The organism is Wandonia haliotis (genome assembly GCF_039523435.1).
Taxonomy (GTDB): Bacteria; Bacteroidota; Bacteroidia; order Flavobacteriales_D; family Crocinitomicaceae; genus Wandonia; species Wandonia haliotis.
Genome location: NZ_BAAAFH010000003.1, coordinates 219,458 through 236,095 on the forward strand (window position 1 = coordinate 219,458; position 16,638 = coordinate 236,095).

General features: G+C 40.7%; 16 protein-coding genes and 1 tRNA gene. 11 read left to right on the forward strand and 6 right to left on the reverse strand.

All coding sequences use genetic code 11. The features are described 5' to 3' along the window. The first annotated feature begins 8 nt into the window (after positions 1-8). Together ABDZ97_RS01470 and ABDZ97_RS01475 are read left to right on the forward strand one after the other, a co-directional pair. Positions 9-1,301, forward strand: a complete 1,293-nt coding sequence (locus tag ABDZ97_RS01470) for an ATP-binding protein (RefSeq protein ID WP_343784353.1) — start codon at positions 9-11, stop codon at positions 1,299-1,301. A gap of 17 nt (positions 1,302-1,318) precedes the next feature. Next, on the forward strand, positions 1,319-2,608 hold the full coding sequence (locus ABDZ97_RS01475; protein WP_343784355.1) for a hypothetical protein: 1,290 nt from the start codon (positions 1,319-1,321) through the stop codon (positions 2,606-2,608). Here the strand turns inward: ABDZ97_RS01475 and ABDZ97_RS01480 are convergent, their stop codons facing one another. After that, on the reverse strand, positions 2,609-2,974 hold the full coding sequence (locus ABDZ97_RS01480) for a DUF983 domain-containing protein (protein ID WP_343784357.1): 366 nt from the start codon (positions 2,972-2,974) through the stop codon (positions 2,609-2,611). A 68-nt stretch (positions 2,975-3,042) separates the two neighbouring features. On the opposite strand from ABDZ97_RS01480, the gene ABDZ97_RS01485 reads away from it, so the two are divergent. The 6 genes from ABDZ97_RS01485 (at position 3,043) to nadD (ending at position 7,250) form a co-directional block, all read left to right on the forward strand. Beyond that, the gene (locus ABDZ97_RS01485) at positions 3,043-3,927 is read left to right on the forward strand and encodes a helix-turn-helix domain-containing protein (protein WP_343784359.1); all 885 of its coding nucleotides are present in this window, start codon (positions 3,043-3,045) and stop codon (positions 3,925-3,927) included. A 77-nt stretch (positions 3,928-4,004) separates the two neighbouring features. Next, a complete protein-coding gene (gene purN, locus ABDZ97_RS01490; RefSeq protein WP_343784361.1) occupies positions 4,005-4,574 on the forward strand; it encodes a phosphoribosylglycinamide formyltransferase in 570 nt (189 codons plus the stop codon). Then, entirely contained in the window at positions 4,568-5,149 is a 582-nt protein-coding gene (locus tag ABDZ97_RS01495) for a MarC family protein (RefSeq protein WP_343784363.1), read from the forward strand. Before purN ends, ABDZ97_RS01495 begins: the two co-directional genes overlap by 7 nt. Before the next feature lie 50 nt (positions 5,150-5,199). Beyond that, positions 5,200-6,069 (forward strand): YicC/YloC family endoribonuclease, encoded by an 870-nt coding sequence (locus tag ABDZ97_RS01500; protein WP_343784365.1) that lies wholly within the window; start codon positions 5,200-5,202, stop codon positions 6,067-6,069. Between the two features lie 3 nt (positions 6,070-6,072). Further along, positions 6,073-6,642, forward strand: coding sequence for a guanylate kinase (gene gmk / locus ABDZ97_RS01505; protein WP_343784367.1), 570 nt, complete (start codon positions 6,073-6,075; stop codon positions 6,640-6,642). Next, positions 6,639-7,250 (forward strand): nicotinate (nicotinamide) nucleotide adenylyltransferase, encoded by a 612-nt coding sequence (nadD, locus tag ABDZ97_RS01510; RefSeq protein WP_343784369.1) that lies wholly within the window; start codon positions 6,639-6,641, stop codon positions 7,248-7,250. Before gmk ends, nadD begins: the two co-directional genes overlap by 4 nt. Before the next feature lie 18 nt (positions 7,251-7,268). On the opposite strand, the gene ABDZ97_RS01515 is transcribed toward nadD, so the two are convergent. Genes ABDZ97_RS01515 through ABDZ97_RS01525 form a run of 3 tightly spaced genes read right to left on the reverse strand, consistent with a single transcriptional unit; the run spans position 7,269 to position 9,675 of the window. Then, positions 7,269-7,622, reverse strand: a complete 354-nt coding sequence (locus ABDZ97_RS01515) for a DUF4296 domain-containing protein (RefSeq protein WP_343784371.1) — start codon at positions 7,620-7,622, stop codon at positions 7,269-7,271. Then, a complete protein-coding gene (locus tag ABDZ97_RS01520; RefSeq protein WP_343784373.1) occupies positions 7,622-8,962 on the reverse strand; it encodes a dihydroorotase in 1,341 nt (446 codons plus the stop codon). Before ABDZ97_RS01520 ends, ABDZ97_RS01515 begins: the two co-directional genes overlap by 1 nt. Continuing rightward, entirely contained in the window at positions 8,959-9,675 is a 717-nt protein-coding gene (locus ABDZ97_RS01525; protein ID WP_343784375.1) for a polyprenol monophosphomannose synthase, read from the reverse strand. The genes ABDZ97_RS01520 and ABDZ97_RS01525 overlap by 4 nt, the downstream gene beginning before the upstream one ends. Positions 9,676-9,777: 102 nt before the next feature. On the opposite strand from ABDZ97_RS01525, the gene ABDZ97_RS01530 reads away from it, so the two are divergent. Both ABDZ97_RS01530 and ABDZ97_RS01535 read left to right on the forward strand, forming a co-directional pair. Then, positions 9,778-11,172, forward strand: a complete 1,395-nt coding sequence (locus tag ABDZ97_RS01530) for a choice-of-anchor B family protein (RefSeq protein WP_343784377.1) — start codon at positions 9,778-9,780, stop codon at positions 11,170-11,172. Positions 11,173-11,220: 48 nt separating this feature from the next. Next, positions 11,221-11,835, forward strand: coding sequence for a hypothetical protein (locus ABDZ97_RS01535; RefSeq protein ID WP_343784379.1), 615 nt, complete (start codon positions 11,221-11,223; stop codon positions 11,833-11,835). A gap of 36 nt (positions 11,836-11,871) precedes the next feature. On the opposite strand, the gene ABDZ97_RS01540 is transcribed toward ABDZ97_RS01535, so the two are convergent. After that, the gene (locus ABDZ97_RS01540) at positions 11,872-14,772 is read right to left on the reverse strand and encodes an ATP-binding protein (RefSeq protein ID WP_343784381.1); all 2,901 of its coding nucleotides are present in this window, start codon (positions 14,770-14,772) and stop codon (positions 11,872-11,874) included. Then, on the reverse strand, positions 14,769-16,028 hold the full coding sequence (locus ABDZ97_RS01545) for a metallophosphoesterase family protein (RefSeq protein WP_343784384.1): 1,260 nt from the start codon (positions 16,026-16,028) through the stop codon (positions 14,769-14,771). Before ABDZ97_RS01545 ends, ABDZ97_RS01540 begins: the two co-directional genes overlap by 4 nt. A gap of 167 nt (positions 16,029-16,195) precedes the next feature. Here ABDZ97_RS01545 and ABDZ97_RS01550 point away from each other — a divergent pair. Then, positions 16,196-16,269: transfer RNA gene (locus ABDZ97_RS01550), tRNA-Ile, on the forward strand. The last annotated feature ends 369 nt before the right edge of the window (positions 16,270-16,638 follow it).

Sequence of the window (16,638 nt, forward strand, 5' to 3'; positions counted from 1 at the left end):
CTAAAAAAATGACAATATCCTTTCAATTGTTACTCCACACCGCTTTCTCGCTTTACTTCCGGCACGAAAGCGAATACAACTCCCTGCGGGAAATTTCGTTGGGTGACGATGAATTGTCAACACTTACCAAACGTGAATTAACCTGGGAAGAAAGGATAGTTTTACTATTGGCTATTATACCACATATCTACCCACAGGCACTGGATTTGTTTTTCATTCAAAACAAAGAACTGGATCGCCCATACACTGAATTTGGCGGATGGAAGGGAACTTCACATGGCGGTTTTCTGCCAACAGGAGAGACAGCAGCGTTTATCTTATCCGTTGATAATCCGGAAAACCGCTCGTTGGTTGTGCAATTGTTTAGCAAAGAACACTGGTTCCATCAGGAAAATATTTTGCGTTTGGAAGATCAGGGTTCCGGAGAGCCTTTTTTAAGTGGAAAGCTTATTGTTTCTGAGGAATTTCTTGCAAAAGTGTTGAACAATGGCGTGTATCGACCGGATTACAGCAGTGATTTTCCTGCTAAAAGGGTGGAAACGCAGTTGGAATGGGAAGACCTTGTGCTACCATATCATTTACGGGAAGATTTGGAGAACATTTCCCAATGGTTGGAGCACGAACAAGAGATACGATTGCGATGGAAGTTGAACAAATACATTAAACGAGGATACCGCTCTTTGTTTTATGGTCCGCCGGGAACAGGGAAAACACTGGCAGCTTCTCTTCTCGGGAAAAAACATGAACTGGAAGTTTATCGGATTGATCTATCCATGGTCGTTTCCAAATACATTGGTGAAACCGAAAAAAATCTGGCTAAGATCTTCGACCGGGCCGAACATCAGAACTGGATTTTGTTTTTTGATGAAGCAGATGCGCTGTTTGGAAAACGTTCGGACACCAACTCTTCGAATGACAGGCATGCTAATCAGGAAGTAGCTTATTTGCTACAACGAATAGAAGATTTTCCGGGAATGATAGTGTTGGCAACCAACCTGAAAGATAATCTGGATGAAGCATTTTTCAGGCGTTTTCAGTCAGTGCTTTACTTCCCCATGCCGGATGAAAGCTCCAGGATGCGATTATGGGAACAGATGCTACCCGCAGAGTGGATGGAAGCTGCTGATCCGGATCTTCTTTTGGACGCGGCACAAATAGAACTTTCGGGGGGGAGCATGATCAATGTTGTACAGCGCTGTGCGCTTCAGTTGTATCAGGCAGAAAAGCCGGTGTTGACAAAAGAAATTCTGGATGAAGCCATTCGGAAGGAACAGGAAAAAGAAGGGAAAATAACGTATTAAAAATTAAAAAAGCAGGCATGAAAGCGATTCGATTACTCTTTTTGTGGAGCACAGCAGGTTTACTGTTTCCGGTAAATGCGCAGGAATATAAATGCTATACCTGCGAAACAGGATATGATGGAGGCGTCTTTGAAATATTTACATTGCATGACAGTGTGGTCGTAACGGAAACCGTTTACGATACGGTCTACATTTCAGAATTAAATGACCTTACCGGGCATTTTAACATGTCATTTGATGAATTTTTTCATTCATTTTCAGAATATATCCGAAGCAGAGACACCGTAAAAAGATCTCCGGCAGAAACAGTATACCTGAGTGATATTCAGGCAACACTACATGCGTATATCAGAAAGTACAGGTATGTATTGAGCGAATATCAGGTTGATTTTTCAAAAGACCGGTTTAAAATTCATAAAAACGAAAAAATTTTACCGGACAACCTTCCCGACTCAATGCCCCTGGATATTATGTTCACATTACAGGGAAAGTTAAACACAACCAACTTCCTGAAAACACCAAACCAACAGGTAAGGGTCGTTTACAAGATTTTTTCAGATATCGTAAATGCATCGTATAGGAATCGGTATAAAAAAGTAGGCGTTAACTTTTATTTTCCGGACTTCTCCTTCCACGAAAAGCGTGCGATGGCACAGTTTGTCAAATCAGTAAGTCTTGTTGTGGACAGCACCAGAATTCCCGAGATAAGAAACCTGCCGCTTTACTTTACATTTGACACGGAAGAAGGTAAAAACAACCAAAGTTACCTGGTCGGTTTGTCCAGTATGGTTGATAGTGTATTTTTAGCGACTCCCGATGCTTCAATGGCGCTTACCTTTGAATCTTTACATAGCAAAGAGACATTGGATATTCCCTGGATGAAGCAGTTACTGAATCAATTCTATCTTGCCCGGTTTGACACGGGAGATTTTCCTGAAACCAGTGATCAGGCACTATTGATTGAAGATGTGAAAACACTGATGAATGCCGACTATCCGGATGCCTATTGGGAATATTATCTCCTTTCTATATTCGGAATATTATTTATTCTCTTAATAGGAAGCATGTGCTATATTTTTCTTCCTTCCTTCGCAAATTTTGTTCACGAGTATTCGATGTACGTGTTTGCCGGAGGGATATTACTGGTATTGGAAATTTATCTATTATTCGTATTCATGGTAGAATCCATGTCCAACACGGTTGTGTTTTCATTTCAGAATAATAACACCATGCTTTTACTCCCGGTAATGCTCATATTTGTTATACCTCTTATTAAAAAAGTAATCAGAACGCGTGAAAACCCATAATTACTGAGTCTTTTGTTTTTTGTAATTAGAAGAAAACAAATAACACCAGATAACCCGTGACAATCGGTAATTTATAGGGGCCAGAAGGAGAATAGGAAGAATTAAAAAAGGAATCATCCGAACATCCAGAAACTCATCAAAGAAAAACTGGCACAATACAAATACGGCAACACACTCAGCCACAGTAAGTGCATAACTTACGTACATAGCTCCGAAAAAGAAACCCGGTTCCTGTTCAAATTTTGTATGACAATGGGAACATGTTTCATTCATTGTGCCCGCCCGGAAAGGAAAAGTGTAATTGAACATTTTACCTTTTTTGCAGACCGGACACTTTCCGTGGAGTATATTGGATAAAAGACTCATTTTTATTTGCAAAGGTTTTACATTTTATTGAATAAAAAAGTACCTTTAACAGACAAGTTATAGGACAAATGACGCAACACAAGGGAGACATGTTACCCATCCTCAATATAGAATCATTTAGCAGAGATGAAATAGATTTTCACTATGTCAATGATTTCAGAAACCATATTGCTACTCATCAGGATCAGGTGACAGAGCCTCATAAACACGACTTTTTTTTATTTGTTTTGTTTACGAGGGGAAACGGATTTCATGAAATTGATTTTGACAGGTATGAGATCTGTCCCGGTAGTTTATTTGTCATTTGTCCCGGACAGACACACTCCTGGACAGTCTCGGATGACATCGACGGATACATTTTGTTCCATGCGGCAGATCAGGTGTTTAATAAAGGAAGTTTTCCAACCGGAGCCACTACGGGGTTTAATCAGTTTTCACACCTATTGTTGAATACAGAAGAACTCCAAAGACAGGAACAATTGTTTCAAAACCTTTTACAGGAATATAGGGGAGACAATATGTTTCGCAACAAGATGTTGGTTGCATTGATACAGGTTTTACACGTTGAAGTCCTGCGAATCGGGTACGCAAACAGCCATAAGGACACAAAAGAAAATTACCGGAGAATACAACAGTATAATGAACTGATTACGTTAATTGAAACCCATTTTATTACTGAAAAACGCCCTGCATTTTACGCTGATAAAATGAACTTTTCAATCAAACACTTGAACCGGATAACCAATCAGGTAATCGGGAAATCCACCTCGCAGCTTATTTACGAGCGGATCTCCGTTGAAGCAAAAAGAATGCTTGTACACTCAGACAAAACGATCAAAGAGATTGCCTATTCTCTTGGTTTTGAGGATAGCGCCTATTTTTCGCGTTTTTTCAGAAAAGAGAATAACAGTACACCTAAACAATTCCGGCAGAAGTATCTGGGAACCGTATAGCTGAATTCGGTTGAAGCCATTTCCGAACAAAAAAATGTAGGACTTATTAGTCTGTATGTCGTACCTTTGTGCCCGCAATGAAAAAACGATTGGCCATATTTGCTTCCGGCAACGGTTCTAACGCAGAAAAATTAATGCATTATTTTGCTGAAAACCCGTACGCAGAAGTAGTACTTGTTGTTTCCAATAAATCAGATGCAGGTGTTCTGAAGCATGCAGAAAATCACACGGTGGAAACATGTGTGTTTGAAAATGCAGATTTTGTGTCAGGAGAGGAAGTATTAGCGAACCTGCAACAAAGAGACATCGATTATATTGTGTTGGCAGGATTTCTTCGCAAAATCCCGGATACACTGATTGCAGCGTATGCGCGCAGAATTATTAATATTCACCCGGCTTTATTACCTAAATTTGGTGGGAAAGGCATGTATGGCATGCACGTACATACGGCTGTGAAAGAAGCAGGAGAAACGAAAACGGGAATTACCATTCACCTTGTTGATGAAGAATTTGACAACGGGGAACACCTGGCACAGTATACCTGTCCTGTAAATGCAGAAGATACTCCGGCAACCATTGCCACCAAAGTTCAGTCTTTGGAGCATCAGTATTTTGGTCCAACCATTGAAAAATATATTACATGTTAGACGGATTTTCTTTATCTGAAATGGGTAAGGCTACTATGGTCTTATTCGCAGTAATTGACATAATTGGTTCTATTCCCCTCATTATTAAGATAAAATCAGGAGCGGGTGAGATTTATGCCTGGCGTACTTCTATTGTAGCCATGGGGATTATGCTGGCCTTTCTTTTTCTGGGTGAAACGCTTTTGGGATGGTTAGGTGTTGACATTAAGTCCTTCGCTGTTGCCGGTTCTTTAATTCTTTTTGCAATGAGTCTGGAAATGATTCTGGGAATTACCTTGTTTAAAGAGGAAGGAACTCCAAAAACAGCATCCATTGTTCCCCTTGCTTTTCCTATCATAGCCGGAGCGGGTTCTATGACGTCTTTGGTTGCGTTACGGGCTGAGTTTGAGGCGATAAACATTGTGATTGCCATACTTATTAATATAACCATTGTTTATATTGTACTGAAACTTACACGACAATTCGAAAAATTATTAGGACCGGGAGGTTTGGCAATCATCAAAAAAGTATTTGGTATTATTCTGCTTGCTATTGCCGTAAAACTGTTCACCAGCAATATCAAGGAGTTGTTCTGATTCGTACAGAGTTCTCGTAAAATAACTACTTTTGTCAAAAGAATAAGCACATGTTGCACTCAATGACAGGTTTTGGTAAGGCTTCGGGAACTTACCTTCAGAAAAAAATAACAATCGAAATCCGATCGCTGAACAGTAAGTCTCTTGACTTAAATGTCCGTTTGATTCCTTTGTATAAAGAAAAGGAGATCGAATTGCGTAAGCAAGTCGGGGCTTGTCTTGAAAGAGGGAAAGTAGAAGTAACCATTGCCGTTGAGAATAACGGTGAAGAGCGCAGCAGCGTCATTAATAAAGCAGTTGCGCGTGCCTATTTCAATGACATTAAAGACCTGGAGCAAGAGTTGGGAGTGAAATCGCCTGACCCGATCAGCCAATTACTAAGGATGTCAGATATTTTTGTAAATACCCGTGAAGAGCTGGATCCGGAAGAGTGGACATTTGTGTCAGAACTTGTCGATGAAGCATTGCATCAGATGGAGGACTTCAGAATGCAGGAAGGAAAAAGCTTGCAGGCTGATTTTTCAGAACGGATAGCAGAAATTCGTGCTTTATTAGGCGAAGTGCAGCAATACGAAGAAGAGCGAATCATCACGATAAAGGAGCGCATGCAAAAGGCGTTGGATGAAAAATTGGGTGAAGCATTGGACCAGAACCGACTGGAGCAGGAGTTTATCATGTATATTGAGAAACTGGATGTTTCCGAAGAAAAAGTACGTCTGGCAAATCACCTGAATTATTTTGAAGAAACAATGGCTTCAGGAAAAGGAGCCGGGAAGAAACTAGGCTTTATTTCGCAGGAAATCGGGCGCGAAATTAATACACTGGGAAGCAAATCCAATCATGTGGAAATGCAAAAACTAGTTGTACAAATGAAAGATAACCTGGAGAAAATCAAAGAACAGGTTCTGAACACACTGTAAATTATGACAGAGGGTAAGTGCATCATATTTTCAGCTCCGTCAGGGGCAGGTAAGACAACAATCGTACATCACCTGTTATCCGGAGATTTTCCGTTGGAATTTTCCGTTTCGGCTTGTTCCCGTGATCCGCGTGGTCATGAAGAAGAGGGCAAGGACTATTATTTTCTGGGCGTTGAAGGGTTCAGAAAAAAAATTCAGGAAGAAGCATTCATTGAATGGGAAGAAGTTTACCCGGATCACTTTTACGGAACGCTGAAATCAGAAGTAAAACGTATTTGGGAACACGGAAAAGCAGTTATTTTTGATGTGGATGTCATTGGAGGTTTAAACCTGAAAAAGCAATTCGGGGATGCGGCACTTGCTATATTTGTACAACCACCGTCTGTCGAGGAACTGGAAAAAAGGTTGCGTTATCGCAGTACGGAAACAGAAGAGAAAATCAGACAACGTTTAAACAAAGCATCGAGCGAGTTAAAATATGCGGATCAGTTTGATACAATTATTCTCAATGATAATCTTGAAAATGCTTTTGAACAGGCAGAGAAAGTGGTGAAAGAATTTTTGGAAGAATGAAAGTAGGACTTTATTTTGGCACATATAACCCTATCCACATCGGCCATCTGGTTATTGCAAATTACATGGCGGATTACACGGATTTGGATCAGATATGGTTAGTTGTAACACCGCAAAATCCACTTAAAAAGAAAGCCTCTCTTCTGGAAGACTATCATCGGTACGCATTGGTGGAAATTGCGATAGAAGATAATGATAACCTGAGAGTAAGCGATATTGAGTTTAAGCTTCCGAAACCTTCCTATACTGCAACGACATTAGCCCACCTGAAAGAAAAATATCCTGCTCACGAATTTTGCCTGATTATGGGAGAAGACAACCTTCGTACCCTACATAAATGGCAGAACCATGACATTATATTGCGGGACCATGAGATTTATGTGTATCCCCGTGTGCTTACCATTCAGGAACAGCAGGAAGCAGATCAGTTGGGTTATAAACAGGATAACGGATTTATGGAACACGAGCATGTACACATTTGTGATGCTCCCGTTATGAAAGTTTCTTCAAGCTTTATACGCAATGCAATAAAAGAGGGGAAAAGTGTTCGCTATTTGCTGACAGATCCGGTTCACAAGTATATTGACGAAATGAATTTCTACCGATAAGGAGCAGCGTTAACCCACTTATTTAGGAAGTTGTACTTCCCGTATGGTAAGTGTATCGCTTATTTGGGTCAGAATTTCCTCCATTTGATCCGGAAACTTGCCATAATACAACAGAGAGCTCTGAAAACGATCGTAATCAACACCATGTTTACTGAGAAGAGAGTCTCCGCTGGCAATCATGATTTGTGTGTAATTATTCAATTGAACATACTTTCCCTGTACATGAGCTTCCAGAACGACCAAATCGGTTAAAACACGTGTAAAAGAGTCTCGCGGAATCAAGTCATCCGGAGCATCAATGGATATTGACCGGGCTTCACAAGATGCCAGAACTAACACTATTCCGAATAAAAAAATACCCAACCTGTACATTAGCGGTCAAAATTGAGACGCATTCCGGCATTTTCTTCCACAATCTCCGTACCATTCCAAACAACTTTACCGTTTACAAACGTAGCCATAATGTGATGGTCAAAAGTTACTCCTTCAAAAGGAGACCACCCACATTTATACAGCAGATTGTCACGAGTGACGGTTGTGGAAATTTTAGGATTGATCAAAACCAGGTCAGCATAGTATCCCTCACGAATAAAACCACGTTTATCAATTTGGAAAAGCTCGGCAGGAGCATGACACATTTTTTCGACAATGCGTTCCGGAGATATCTTTCCTTCTAATGATTTCTGGAACATGGCCTGAAGAGCATGTTGTACCAGAGGTCCACCGGAAGGAGCGTTAAAATACGTTTGCTTCTTCTCTTCAAGTGTATGTGGTGCGTGATCCGTAGCGATAACATCAATTCTGTTGTCGAGGACAGCTTCCCAGATTGCATCCCTGTCTTCAGCCCGTTTTACGGCGGGGTTCCATTTAATCAAGGTTCCTTTTTCCTCGTAATCGGCATCAGTAAACCACAGATGATGGACGCAGGCTTCTGCTGTAATGCGCTTCTCTTTCAGCGGAATATCATTTCGGAAAAGAGACAACTCCTTCGCAGTACTGATATGTAAAATATGAAGTCTTGTGTTGTGCTTTTTGGCTAATTCAACAGCCATAGAAGAAGAAAGGTAACAGGCTTCTTCAGAACGAATCAGCGGGTGGGCAGAAATAGGCACATCCTCACCATACTGTTCTCTGTATGTTTCTATATTTCGGCGAATTGTAGCTTCATCTTCACAATGCGTAGCAATCAGCATAGGAACTTCCGAAAAAATCCGATCCAATGTGCTGCGTTGATCTACAAGCATGTTTCCGGTAGAGGAACCCATAAAAACCTTTACTCCGCAAACCGTGTCCGGATTTGTCTTTAAAACTTCCTCTATGTTATCATTAGAGGCTCCCATGAAGAATGAATAATTTGTAACCGCTTTTTGAGCAGCGATAGCATACTTGTTCTCAAGAAGTTCCTGTGTAAGTGTATTCGGCACGGTATTCGGCATTTCCATAAAGGAAGTTATACCTCCCGCTGCTGCTGCTCTCGATTCGCTTGAAATATCCGCTTTATGGGTTAAGCCTGGTTCGCGAAAATGAACCTGATCGTCAATAGCACCCGGAATTACATACATTCCCTCGGCACTGATTTCTTTAAATCCCTCAGGGGTATCAATCCGTTCTTCTATTTTTGTAATAATCTTATCCTCAATTTGAATATCAACGTGTTTTCGTTTTCCCTCGTTGATAACCAAACCGCCTTTTATTACAACACCTTTGCTCATAGATTCATTTTTTTCATTTTCCAGACACCCCAGAAAGCTTCTTTAAAAATTCCGATGCTCATTTTGGATTCACCAAATTGCCTGTCAATAAATGTAATGGGAACTTCTGCGGGACGAAAACCATGCTTTACAGCCGCATACTTCATACAAATCTGGAAAGCATATCCTTTAAACCGGATGTTATTAAAATGGATTGTTTCCAGAACTTCTCTTTTGTAACATTTAAACCCTGCTGTTGTGTCTTTTATACTGATCCATAGTACCATGCGTACGTAGATCGATGCAAAATAAGACATCAGGATACGATTTATCGGCCAGTTTTTTACTTTCCCGCCTTTACAATACCGCGAACCAATACTAAAATCTCCTTTACCGTTTTTACAAGCTTCATACAAACGGATCAAATCCTCCGGATTGTGCGAGAAATCGGCGTCCATCTCAAAAATATACTCATAGTCTTTTTTCAGACTCCAGTTGAAACCATGAATGTAGGCCGTTCCAAGTCCTTGTTTTCCCTGCCTTTCTTCCAGGTGTAAACGCCCGGGAAATTCAAGCATTAAAGAGCGTATAATTTGGGCTGTTCCGTCAGGAGAGGCATCGTCAATAATCAGAATATCAAACGCTTTGTCAAACGAGAAAACCGTTCGAATCATTCGTTCGATGTTGTCTTTTTCATTATATGTTGGTATAACTACAACGCTGTCAGATGCCATAAGTTCTTTCTGGTTCGCTAAGATAAAGCAAATCTGTCGTAAAATGTAATACGTTTGGCTTTTCTTCGTTTTTCCTATCTTTACAGTAACTTTTTTTAACAAATGCGTCAGGTACCTGTTTTCCTTGTTTTTTTGCTCTTGTTCAGCACACTTGTTGCACAGCAACATAAAAACGTGTTTTTATTGGACAACTGGACGACAGATACCCTGATGACACATGGTTTTGATGAAATATCATTCAACGAAACCTGGGGATTTGTAAAAGATGGAGAAGAGTACGCGGTTATTGGTTCGACAGAAGGCACCCACTTTTTTCACATTACGGAGGACGACAAGTTAGAGCCGGTTGATTTTGTTCGGGGTAAGTTTTCTTCTCCGCAAGTTGTCCACCGGGACTTTCACGACTATGGAGGTTATCTATATGCTGTGTGCGATGAAGGTTCCAGTTCACTTCAGATCATTGACCTGCAATATCTTCCTGATTCGGTTCATGTAGCAGCTGAAGACAGTATTCAGTTCGGACGAATACACAATATTTTCATTGACAGTTCTTCCGCATTACTTTATGTTTGCAAGCTGACTCCTTTAATTTCGAATCCTACATTTTCTTTTACATCAATGAAAGTATTTTCTCTGGCAGATCCGCTAAATCCGGTAGAAGTATTCGGGGGATTTGAACACATTGGGGAAGTACACGATGCTTATGTTATAAATGATACCGCCTATTTGAATTGTGGCTATGATGGTCTGCATATTTATGATTTTTCGCATCCTTCCACACCGGTTCTTTTGGGTTCCATGACCATTTATCAGGATCAGGGGTATAACCACTCAGGATGGCTTTCCCCGGATAGAAAATATTATTACTTTGTTGACGAAACCGAAGGAAAGCGGATAAAAAAGGTAAACGTTGAGGATATCGCCAACCCGACAATTGTCGGAATCTTTGGTTCGAATTTTACGCAGGGTTCTATTCCACACAATGTAATGGCAACGGATAAACTGATTTTCGTTTCGTATTACAATGAGGGGTTCAGGGTATATGATACCCGATTTAAACCACCCAAGGAAGTAGCGTATTACGATACGTATCCCAGTGATGAAGGATTGGCTATGACAGGAGCATGGGGTGTATACTCTTTGCTACCCAGCAAAAGAATTCTGGTTTCAGACATGAAAAACGGGTTGTTTTTGTTCCGGTTTGAACAGGAAGTATTTGAAGTTCCACCGTCTTCTGTACCATTCAGTGTTTTCCCCAATCCGGCAGCATCCGGTTCAGAAGTAATTTTCCGGTTTTATGAAGATAATATCAGCAAAATAAAATTTTATCTGTACAACAATTTGGGGCAGTTAATCTATTCTGAATCCAATGAGTTTAACGATTACTGGAAAATCCGGTTGGATTATGCAGCGGGGAGTTATAACTATATTGTGTATTATGAAAACTACCTCGGAGAGGAAACGTTACGACAGGGCCACCTGATTTTGCATGACTAATTTTTGATTTTCTTAGATTAGCATATTGAACTCTACAACAAAATCAGTATGCATCGTTTTTTATTAGCATTATTATTTATTATTCCGTTTTTGAGCTTTTCTCAAAATGATACTGTAGTAGAAAAGATTAAAACCAGACATTGTAACTATGGAGGATTAGACTACAGAGTGTCTTCTATTAACGGATTATATGCAGGCTATAATTACTTGTATAAAGAACTTTTTTCGTTCAGATTCGAATCTGGTATATGCATGAGAAAGGCAGAAAACTTACCGGAAGATTATGTGGGCGGTTTAGGAAAAGGAGATCCTCAGGAACTCTTACTCTCTTTTGTAGGCATGGGAGGGGTTATTTTAGATTTGACTGGAAATGGAAAGTTTCGTATAAACTTTCAGATTGGTGGAGGTGCATTAAGTTTCAGAAAATACAAGGACTGGAAGAAAATAGAGAGTTCGTCTGCATTTGGGAAGGTATTTAACAATAATTACTCTTATAACCAAGACAATTTTTGGAAAGCTTGTTTTGTGGTCGCCCCCAGAATTGAAATAGCATTTCTTCCTTATTTGGGAATTGCTATAACACCAGTAGCAGTATTCAATGGTTATAAAAATTACTATGGCGTGCAAATTGGAATTATGGGAGGAAAACTAAGAAGAAAATAAGCATGAAAAAGCGGTATCAGAGAAAGCTTTTTTCTATTACCAGGTAATAATAGTTGCGTCGTTTTCAGCAAAAAGATCCCGGGTATGTTCGTGGCAGGTAAACAGAATTACCTGTCTCCCGATACCGAATCGGTTCAATGCTTTGGCAAGGTTGGCAGAACGGTGCACATCAAAATTGACCATGACATCATCCAGAACAACAGGAAGAGGTTCGGAGCTTTTTTCATACTCTTCGATAAGTCCCATCCGAAGGGCAAGAAGCAACTGTTCCCGGGTACCACGGCTTAGTTGCTCTACTGTTTTGGTTTTTCCCGAAGTATCGATTAGACTCACGTGTTTTTCACTCAGGGAAATACGGAGATCTTCGTAGGTATTAGCGGTTATTTCCCGAAAATAGTCCCGCGTATAGGTAATTACTTCCGGTTGTTTTTCAGTTTCATACTTCTGTTTACTATCAGAAAGTACACGTAATGCTATTTTGGTTGTCAGCCATTCTTTTGCAGCATCATCCAAACGTGTTTGCAGTGCTTCACGCTCGTTGAGCAGGGCATACATTTCGTCCGGTTCAAGAATGTGACGAATTTCTGTTTTACATTCGGCTAGTTCCCGATTCTTTTCTTCGTAAGTCTTTTCAGTGGTTTCAGCCAGCTCTTTTGCCTCTATGGTTGCAATTTGTAAATCAGAAGGGTTGGTTTGGGTTAATGCTTCTAGGGTTTGTTCGAAATTATCCTGTCCGCAAATGGATTGAATCGCTTTGCTGGTTGTCTGTAGTTGCTCTTCTGCTTTTTGATAGACTTCCTGTTTTTCAAAGCGGGCATAAAATTCTTGTTCCGAAGAAACTCCTGTCAACTGAAACAGTTGATCTATTTTTTCTTGTAGCTGAAGTGTTTCTTCCTGTTTTTGGTGTATGCTTTTTTCTATCTTTTGCAGATTTTCCTGTAATTGATCATGGCGTAACCGGATAGAGGCATTCTCCTCAAGTTGTTGAATCAGAATAAGTGCTGTGTTATAATTTGGAAGCTCATTTTTCGGCAAAACGATACGGAGCTTCTCTTCAAAATCCTCTTTTGTTTTTGTGAGGTGGAGTAGGGTGTCTTCAGCTTCTTTTATCCGTTGGTACTGTTTTTTTAATTCATCTACTCCACTAAGGAAACTCTCCATGGAACGGGGAGTTAGTGTTAAAGGCAGCTGTTTTTCACGCAGTAATTGCTCCCACTCCTTTTGCAGATTCTCACTTTCGGAAAGGATACTTTCTTTCTTATTCTCTTCACTTTTTTGTTGACGGGAAAGTTCTTCGATTTGGCGCTGCAATTCTTTTCTTTTCGCAGAAAGTGTCCGGTAATTCTGCAATTTGTTTTCCAGCTCTTTTAATCGACGGTTCATCTGATTTCCGTCCTGAACAGGTGCTACAGTTTTGCTTTTAGCTGTGTTGCGGAAAATGAAAAAGAGAAGTAAACCGGCAATTAACAACAGTGTTCCTCCTAAAAGGGTGTTGTACAGCAACAGGAATCCTGCAGCAATGAGGGCACATCCTGCAGCAATGATTCCGGGTAAAAAACTCTCTTTTCCGGATGTAGGTGCGGTGGAACCGGAGAGTGCTTTTTGAAAGAGCGTGTCTGTTTCTATACGTTCGCGTTCTACTTCTTCTGCTTTAGCAGTACTGTTGATACCTGTTTGCCGGATTTCTGTATCTACCTCTTCCAGCTGACGTGTTAAGTCTGCATGAGTTGACTGGTACTGAAGAAGCTGTTCCTCAGTTCGGTCCAGTTTTTGTACGAGTGTATGCTGTTGGTCGTATATTTCGACTGAGGTATTGCGTAACTCAAGCGTTCCCTGTATTCCGATAAGTATATCAGGTTGTACAGATTCTCCCAGTTGTGACAAAACAGAATCAATTTGCCGCTTTGTTGCGACAATCTTCGCTTTTTCCTGCTCAATTTCGATAGCTGCTTGTCTGTAGAGTTCTAGGGTTGATTTAAAATAATCAAGTACATGAGCGTTCTTATCGAGATTCTTATTTGTTTTTAGCGTAGCCAGTTCGCGTTTCAGGTCTTCGGCTTCTGCGGTAAATTGTGTAATTAACTTCTGTGCAGCATTGAATTCTGCCTTATATGCGAGATAATCTTCCCGGATTTGTTGCGGATGCAGGGTGAAGGAATCACGCCCGGAAATTATCTTTTTTGCTGAAACGTATTCAACAAAATGAGGGTATGCACGCTCAAGTGCTGTAAGACGATTTGCGTTTAGAATAGTTGTTTTGCGCTGTTTGGCAAGTTCGGCACATTCGGATTCCAGTTGTTTGAGTAACTCTGTAAGCCGGTTGTAATCATCCATTTTTCGCCGTAAATCAGCGATTTTTCCTTCTCTTTCCTCAATTTGATTGGTCAGTTCGAGTAGAATCTGTTTTTTCCCTCCGGACAGGTAATACTCTTTGCTGTGTGTAACCAGATCTTTTTCAAATCCTCCGAAATCGACACCGGACAAACCCATTCCCAGAGAAAAAATACGATCTTCCATTCCGCTGTCACTCAGCTTTCCTATGGAAATTAGCTCATCCAGAGTTATTGCATAGACATTCTGATATAAATCAGAAGACGCATTTCCCATTAGTTGCTGGTACTCGTGCTCTTTACTGGTTGTTTTGCCTTTGTAGACAAAATGAAACTGATGGTTTTTCCCCTCACGGTAAACTGTGACTGCTTCATTAGCGGAATTAATCAGTGAAATACTTCCTCCGTGTTTCCCTCCGTAAACAGGAGACCGCCTTTCATCCTTAAGCCGGGGGTAACCAAATAAAGTAAAACGGATAAAATCGAGAAGGGTAGATTTTCCGGCTTCATTTTCTCCGTACAGTACCGTAACACCTTCCGAAAAACCACTGATTTTTTTATCATGGAAGGTTCCGAATCCATCAATATGTAAATGGTCTATTTTCATTGTTCATCCGGATTGGTGAGCAGACCGGAAATACATTTCCATTTTGCCCGGTTCAGGAGTTCAAGGATTTCTTCGGAATTGCTGATTTCAGGAACATATCGACCTACTTTTGCTGTTTTCAACTCTTCCATGATTTCTTCAACCATCCGGTCTCTTTTCTCCGGATCATTTTCATACAGTTCAAACTGTCGGATCAGATCGCCGATAAAATCGGAAGCCAGTTTACGTTCTTCCAGATCGATGACAGGAAGTGTGCGATTGATGATCCGATCCAGATGTACAAAAGTTCCGCTGTAAGAATTTTCTTCGTTAAAGGCGCGAATCAATTCATCCAGTTCGTCCTGCTGCGACAGGAGTTCATGCAGTTCAGACATTCCTGTTAATTCCAGTCGAAGTAAACAGGATGACCCAGACGACAGTTGTTCCATACGTATCTTTTCCAGAAGATTGAACAAACCGGAAGTATCATTAACCCCTTGAATATCCTGAGAGAGATAAGTGAAAACAACCGCACTCAACGGGACAAACTGTTTGCTTGAAACCCTTCCGTTGTCTACTGCGATGAGGTAACACCCTTTATCTCCGGTTTCGTTAAAGTGACGTCCCTGAAGGTTTCCGGGGTAGATGACAACCGGAGCAGATTCGTTCACAACTTCCCGTTTATGGATATGCCCCAACGCCCAATACTCCATTTTTGATGCCCGTAGCTCGTCCATTGTAAAGGGGCAATAGGGATTCTTATGTTCTCTTCCTGCCAGCGTACCATGTAACAGTCCAATGGCAAATTGAGCGGAGTCAGTGCGTTGAAACTGCTGAACCAGTCGCCTGTCTTCGACCTTTTGTCCGAAACTTACACCATAAATAGCGGCAGTTTCCCCCTTTTTATTGGTGAACTCTTTCTTTTCGACTGTATCTGGACCAAAGCGGTGAACATTGTCAGGAAGCGTAAAGTTTTTTGCCCACTGGTTAAGTGGGTCGTGATTTCCACAAACCACATAGACCTGTATGTCGTTGGATTTTAGCTGCTCAAGTCCTCTGAAAAAACGATACTGAGCGCTCAAACTCCCTGAATCACTGTCAAAACTATCTCCGGCAATCAGAAGGAAATCAACCTGCTCGTCAATACAGGTTTGAATCAACTTTTCATACGCATGAATTCCACACCGCACCAGAGCTTGTCCCAATTCCCTGTTTTCAGAATGGATACCCTTATACGGACTTTCGATATGGAGATCAGCTGCGTGGATAAATTTCATGCCGGAACCAACAATTTGAATGTGCTAATATAACAAGAAATTACCTTGAAGCCTATATACGATCGATCTGTCAGAATGCCTTTTTTTACAGTTCTTATGCAGATATTTGGAAATATTCTTTTCATCGCTTACATTTGCACACTCCAAAAAAGTCCGTTTTGGATACAGGTCCTATAGCTCAGCCGGTTAGAGCACTTGACTCATAATCAAGGGGTCCCTGGTTCGAGCCCAGGTGGGACCACAGAAAGAAGCTCAATCGAAAGGTTGGGCTTTTTTTTATGCGTATAGCCCAGCCTTAAACGTTTCTAAACAGATGCAATAGACGAAACCATAACTGATGTGACGTTTAATGGTAAAATCACCAACCATATAAGGGATTAACTAACATTAGCGATTTAACCTGGTAACCCAATTGCATTATATTCAAACCTTTTTAGGACATAGCAGTAGTAAAACAATAGAAATAGATAACGATGACATTTTCAAGCATTCAAAATATTCGAGGTCCGTTTGATGATTTGTGAAATTATTTGCAAATCTCTAGGCTTTAATTTATTTTGCTACAAATAACTACACCAAAAGGTGTACAAAGCCAACAAATGGTTGTTCG

Excerpts from the sequence above, each read along its gene's own strand:
- ABDZ97_RS01470 (WP_343784353.1), top strand. The coding sequence starts at position 9 with ATGACAATATCCTTTCAATTGTTACTCCACACCGCTTTCTCGCTTTAC.
- ABDZ97_RS01475 (WP_343784355.1), top strand. The coding sequence starts at position 1,319 with ATGAAAGCGATTCGATTACTCTTTTTGTGGAGCACAGCAGGTTTACTG.
- ABDZ97_RS01480 (WP_343784357.1), bottom strand. The coding sequence starts at position 2,974 with ATGAGTCTTTTATCCAATATACTCCACGGAAAGTGTCCGGTCTGCAAA.
- ABDZ97_RS01485 (WP_343784359.1), top strand. The coding sequence starts at position 3,043 with ATGACGCAACACAAGGGAGACATGTTACCCATCCTCAATATAGAATCA.
- purN (WP_343784361.1), top strand. The coding sequence starts at position 4,005 with ATGAAAAAACGATTGGCCATATTTGCTTCCGGCAACGGTTCTAACGCA.
- ABDZ97_RS01495 (WP_343784363.1), top strand. The coding sequence starts at position 4,568 with ATGTTAGACGGATTTTCTTTATCTGAAATGGGTAAGGCTACTATGGTC.
- ABDZ97_RS01500 (WP_343784365.1), top strand. The coding sequence starts at position 5,200 with ATGTTGCACTCAATGACAGGTTTTGGTAAGGCTTCGGGAACTTACCTT.
- gmk (WP_343784367.1), top strand. The coding sequence starts at position 6,073 with ATGACAGAGGGTAAGTGCATCATATTTTCAGCTCCGTCAGGGGCAGGT.
- nadD (WP_343784369.1), top strand. The coding sequence starts at position 6,639 with ATGAAAGTAGGACTTTATTTTGGCACATATAACCCTATCCACATCGGC.
- ABDZ97_RS01515 (WP_343784371.1), bottom strand. The coding sequence starts at position 7,622 with ATGTACAGGTTGGGTATTTTTTTATTCGGAATAGTGTTAGTTCTGGCA.
- ABDZ97_RS01520 (WP_343784373.1), bottom strand. The coding sequence starts at position 8,962 with ATGAGCAAAGGTGTTGTAATAAAAGGCGGTTTGGTTATCAACGAGGGA.
- ABDZ97_RS01525 (WP_343784375.1), bottom strand. The coding sequence starts at position 9,675 with ATGGCATCTGACAGCGTTGTAGTTATACCAACATATAATGAAAAAGAC.
- ABDZ97_RS01530 (WP_343784377.1), top strand. The coding sequence starts at position 9,778 with ATGCGTCAGGTACCTGTTTTCCTTGTTTTTTTGCTCTTGTTCAGCACA.
- ABDZ97_RS01535 (WP_343784379.1), top strand. The coding sequence starts at position 11,221 with ATGCATCGTTTTTTATTAGCATTATTATTTATTATTCCGTTTTTGAGC.
- ABDZ97_RS01540 (WP_343784381.1), bottom strand. The coding sequence starts at position 14,772 with ATGAAAATAGACCATTTACATATTGATGGATTCGGAACCTTCCATGAT.
- ABDZ97_RS01545 (WP_343784384.1), bottom strand. The coding sequence starts at position 16,028 with ATGAAATTTATCCACGCAGCTGATCTCCATATCGAAAGTCCGTATAAG.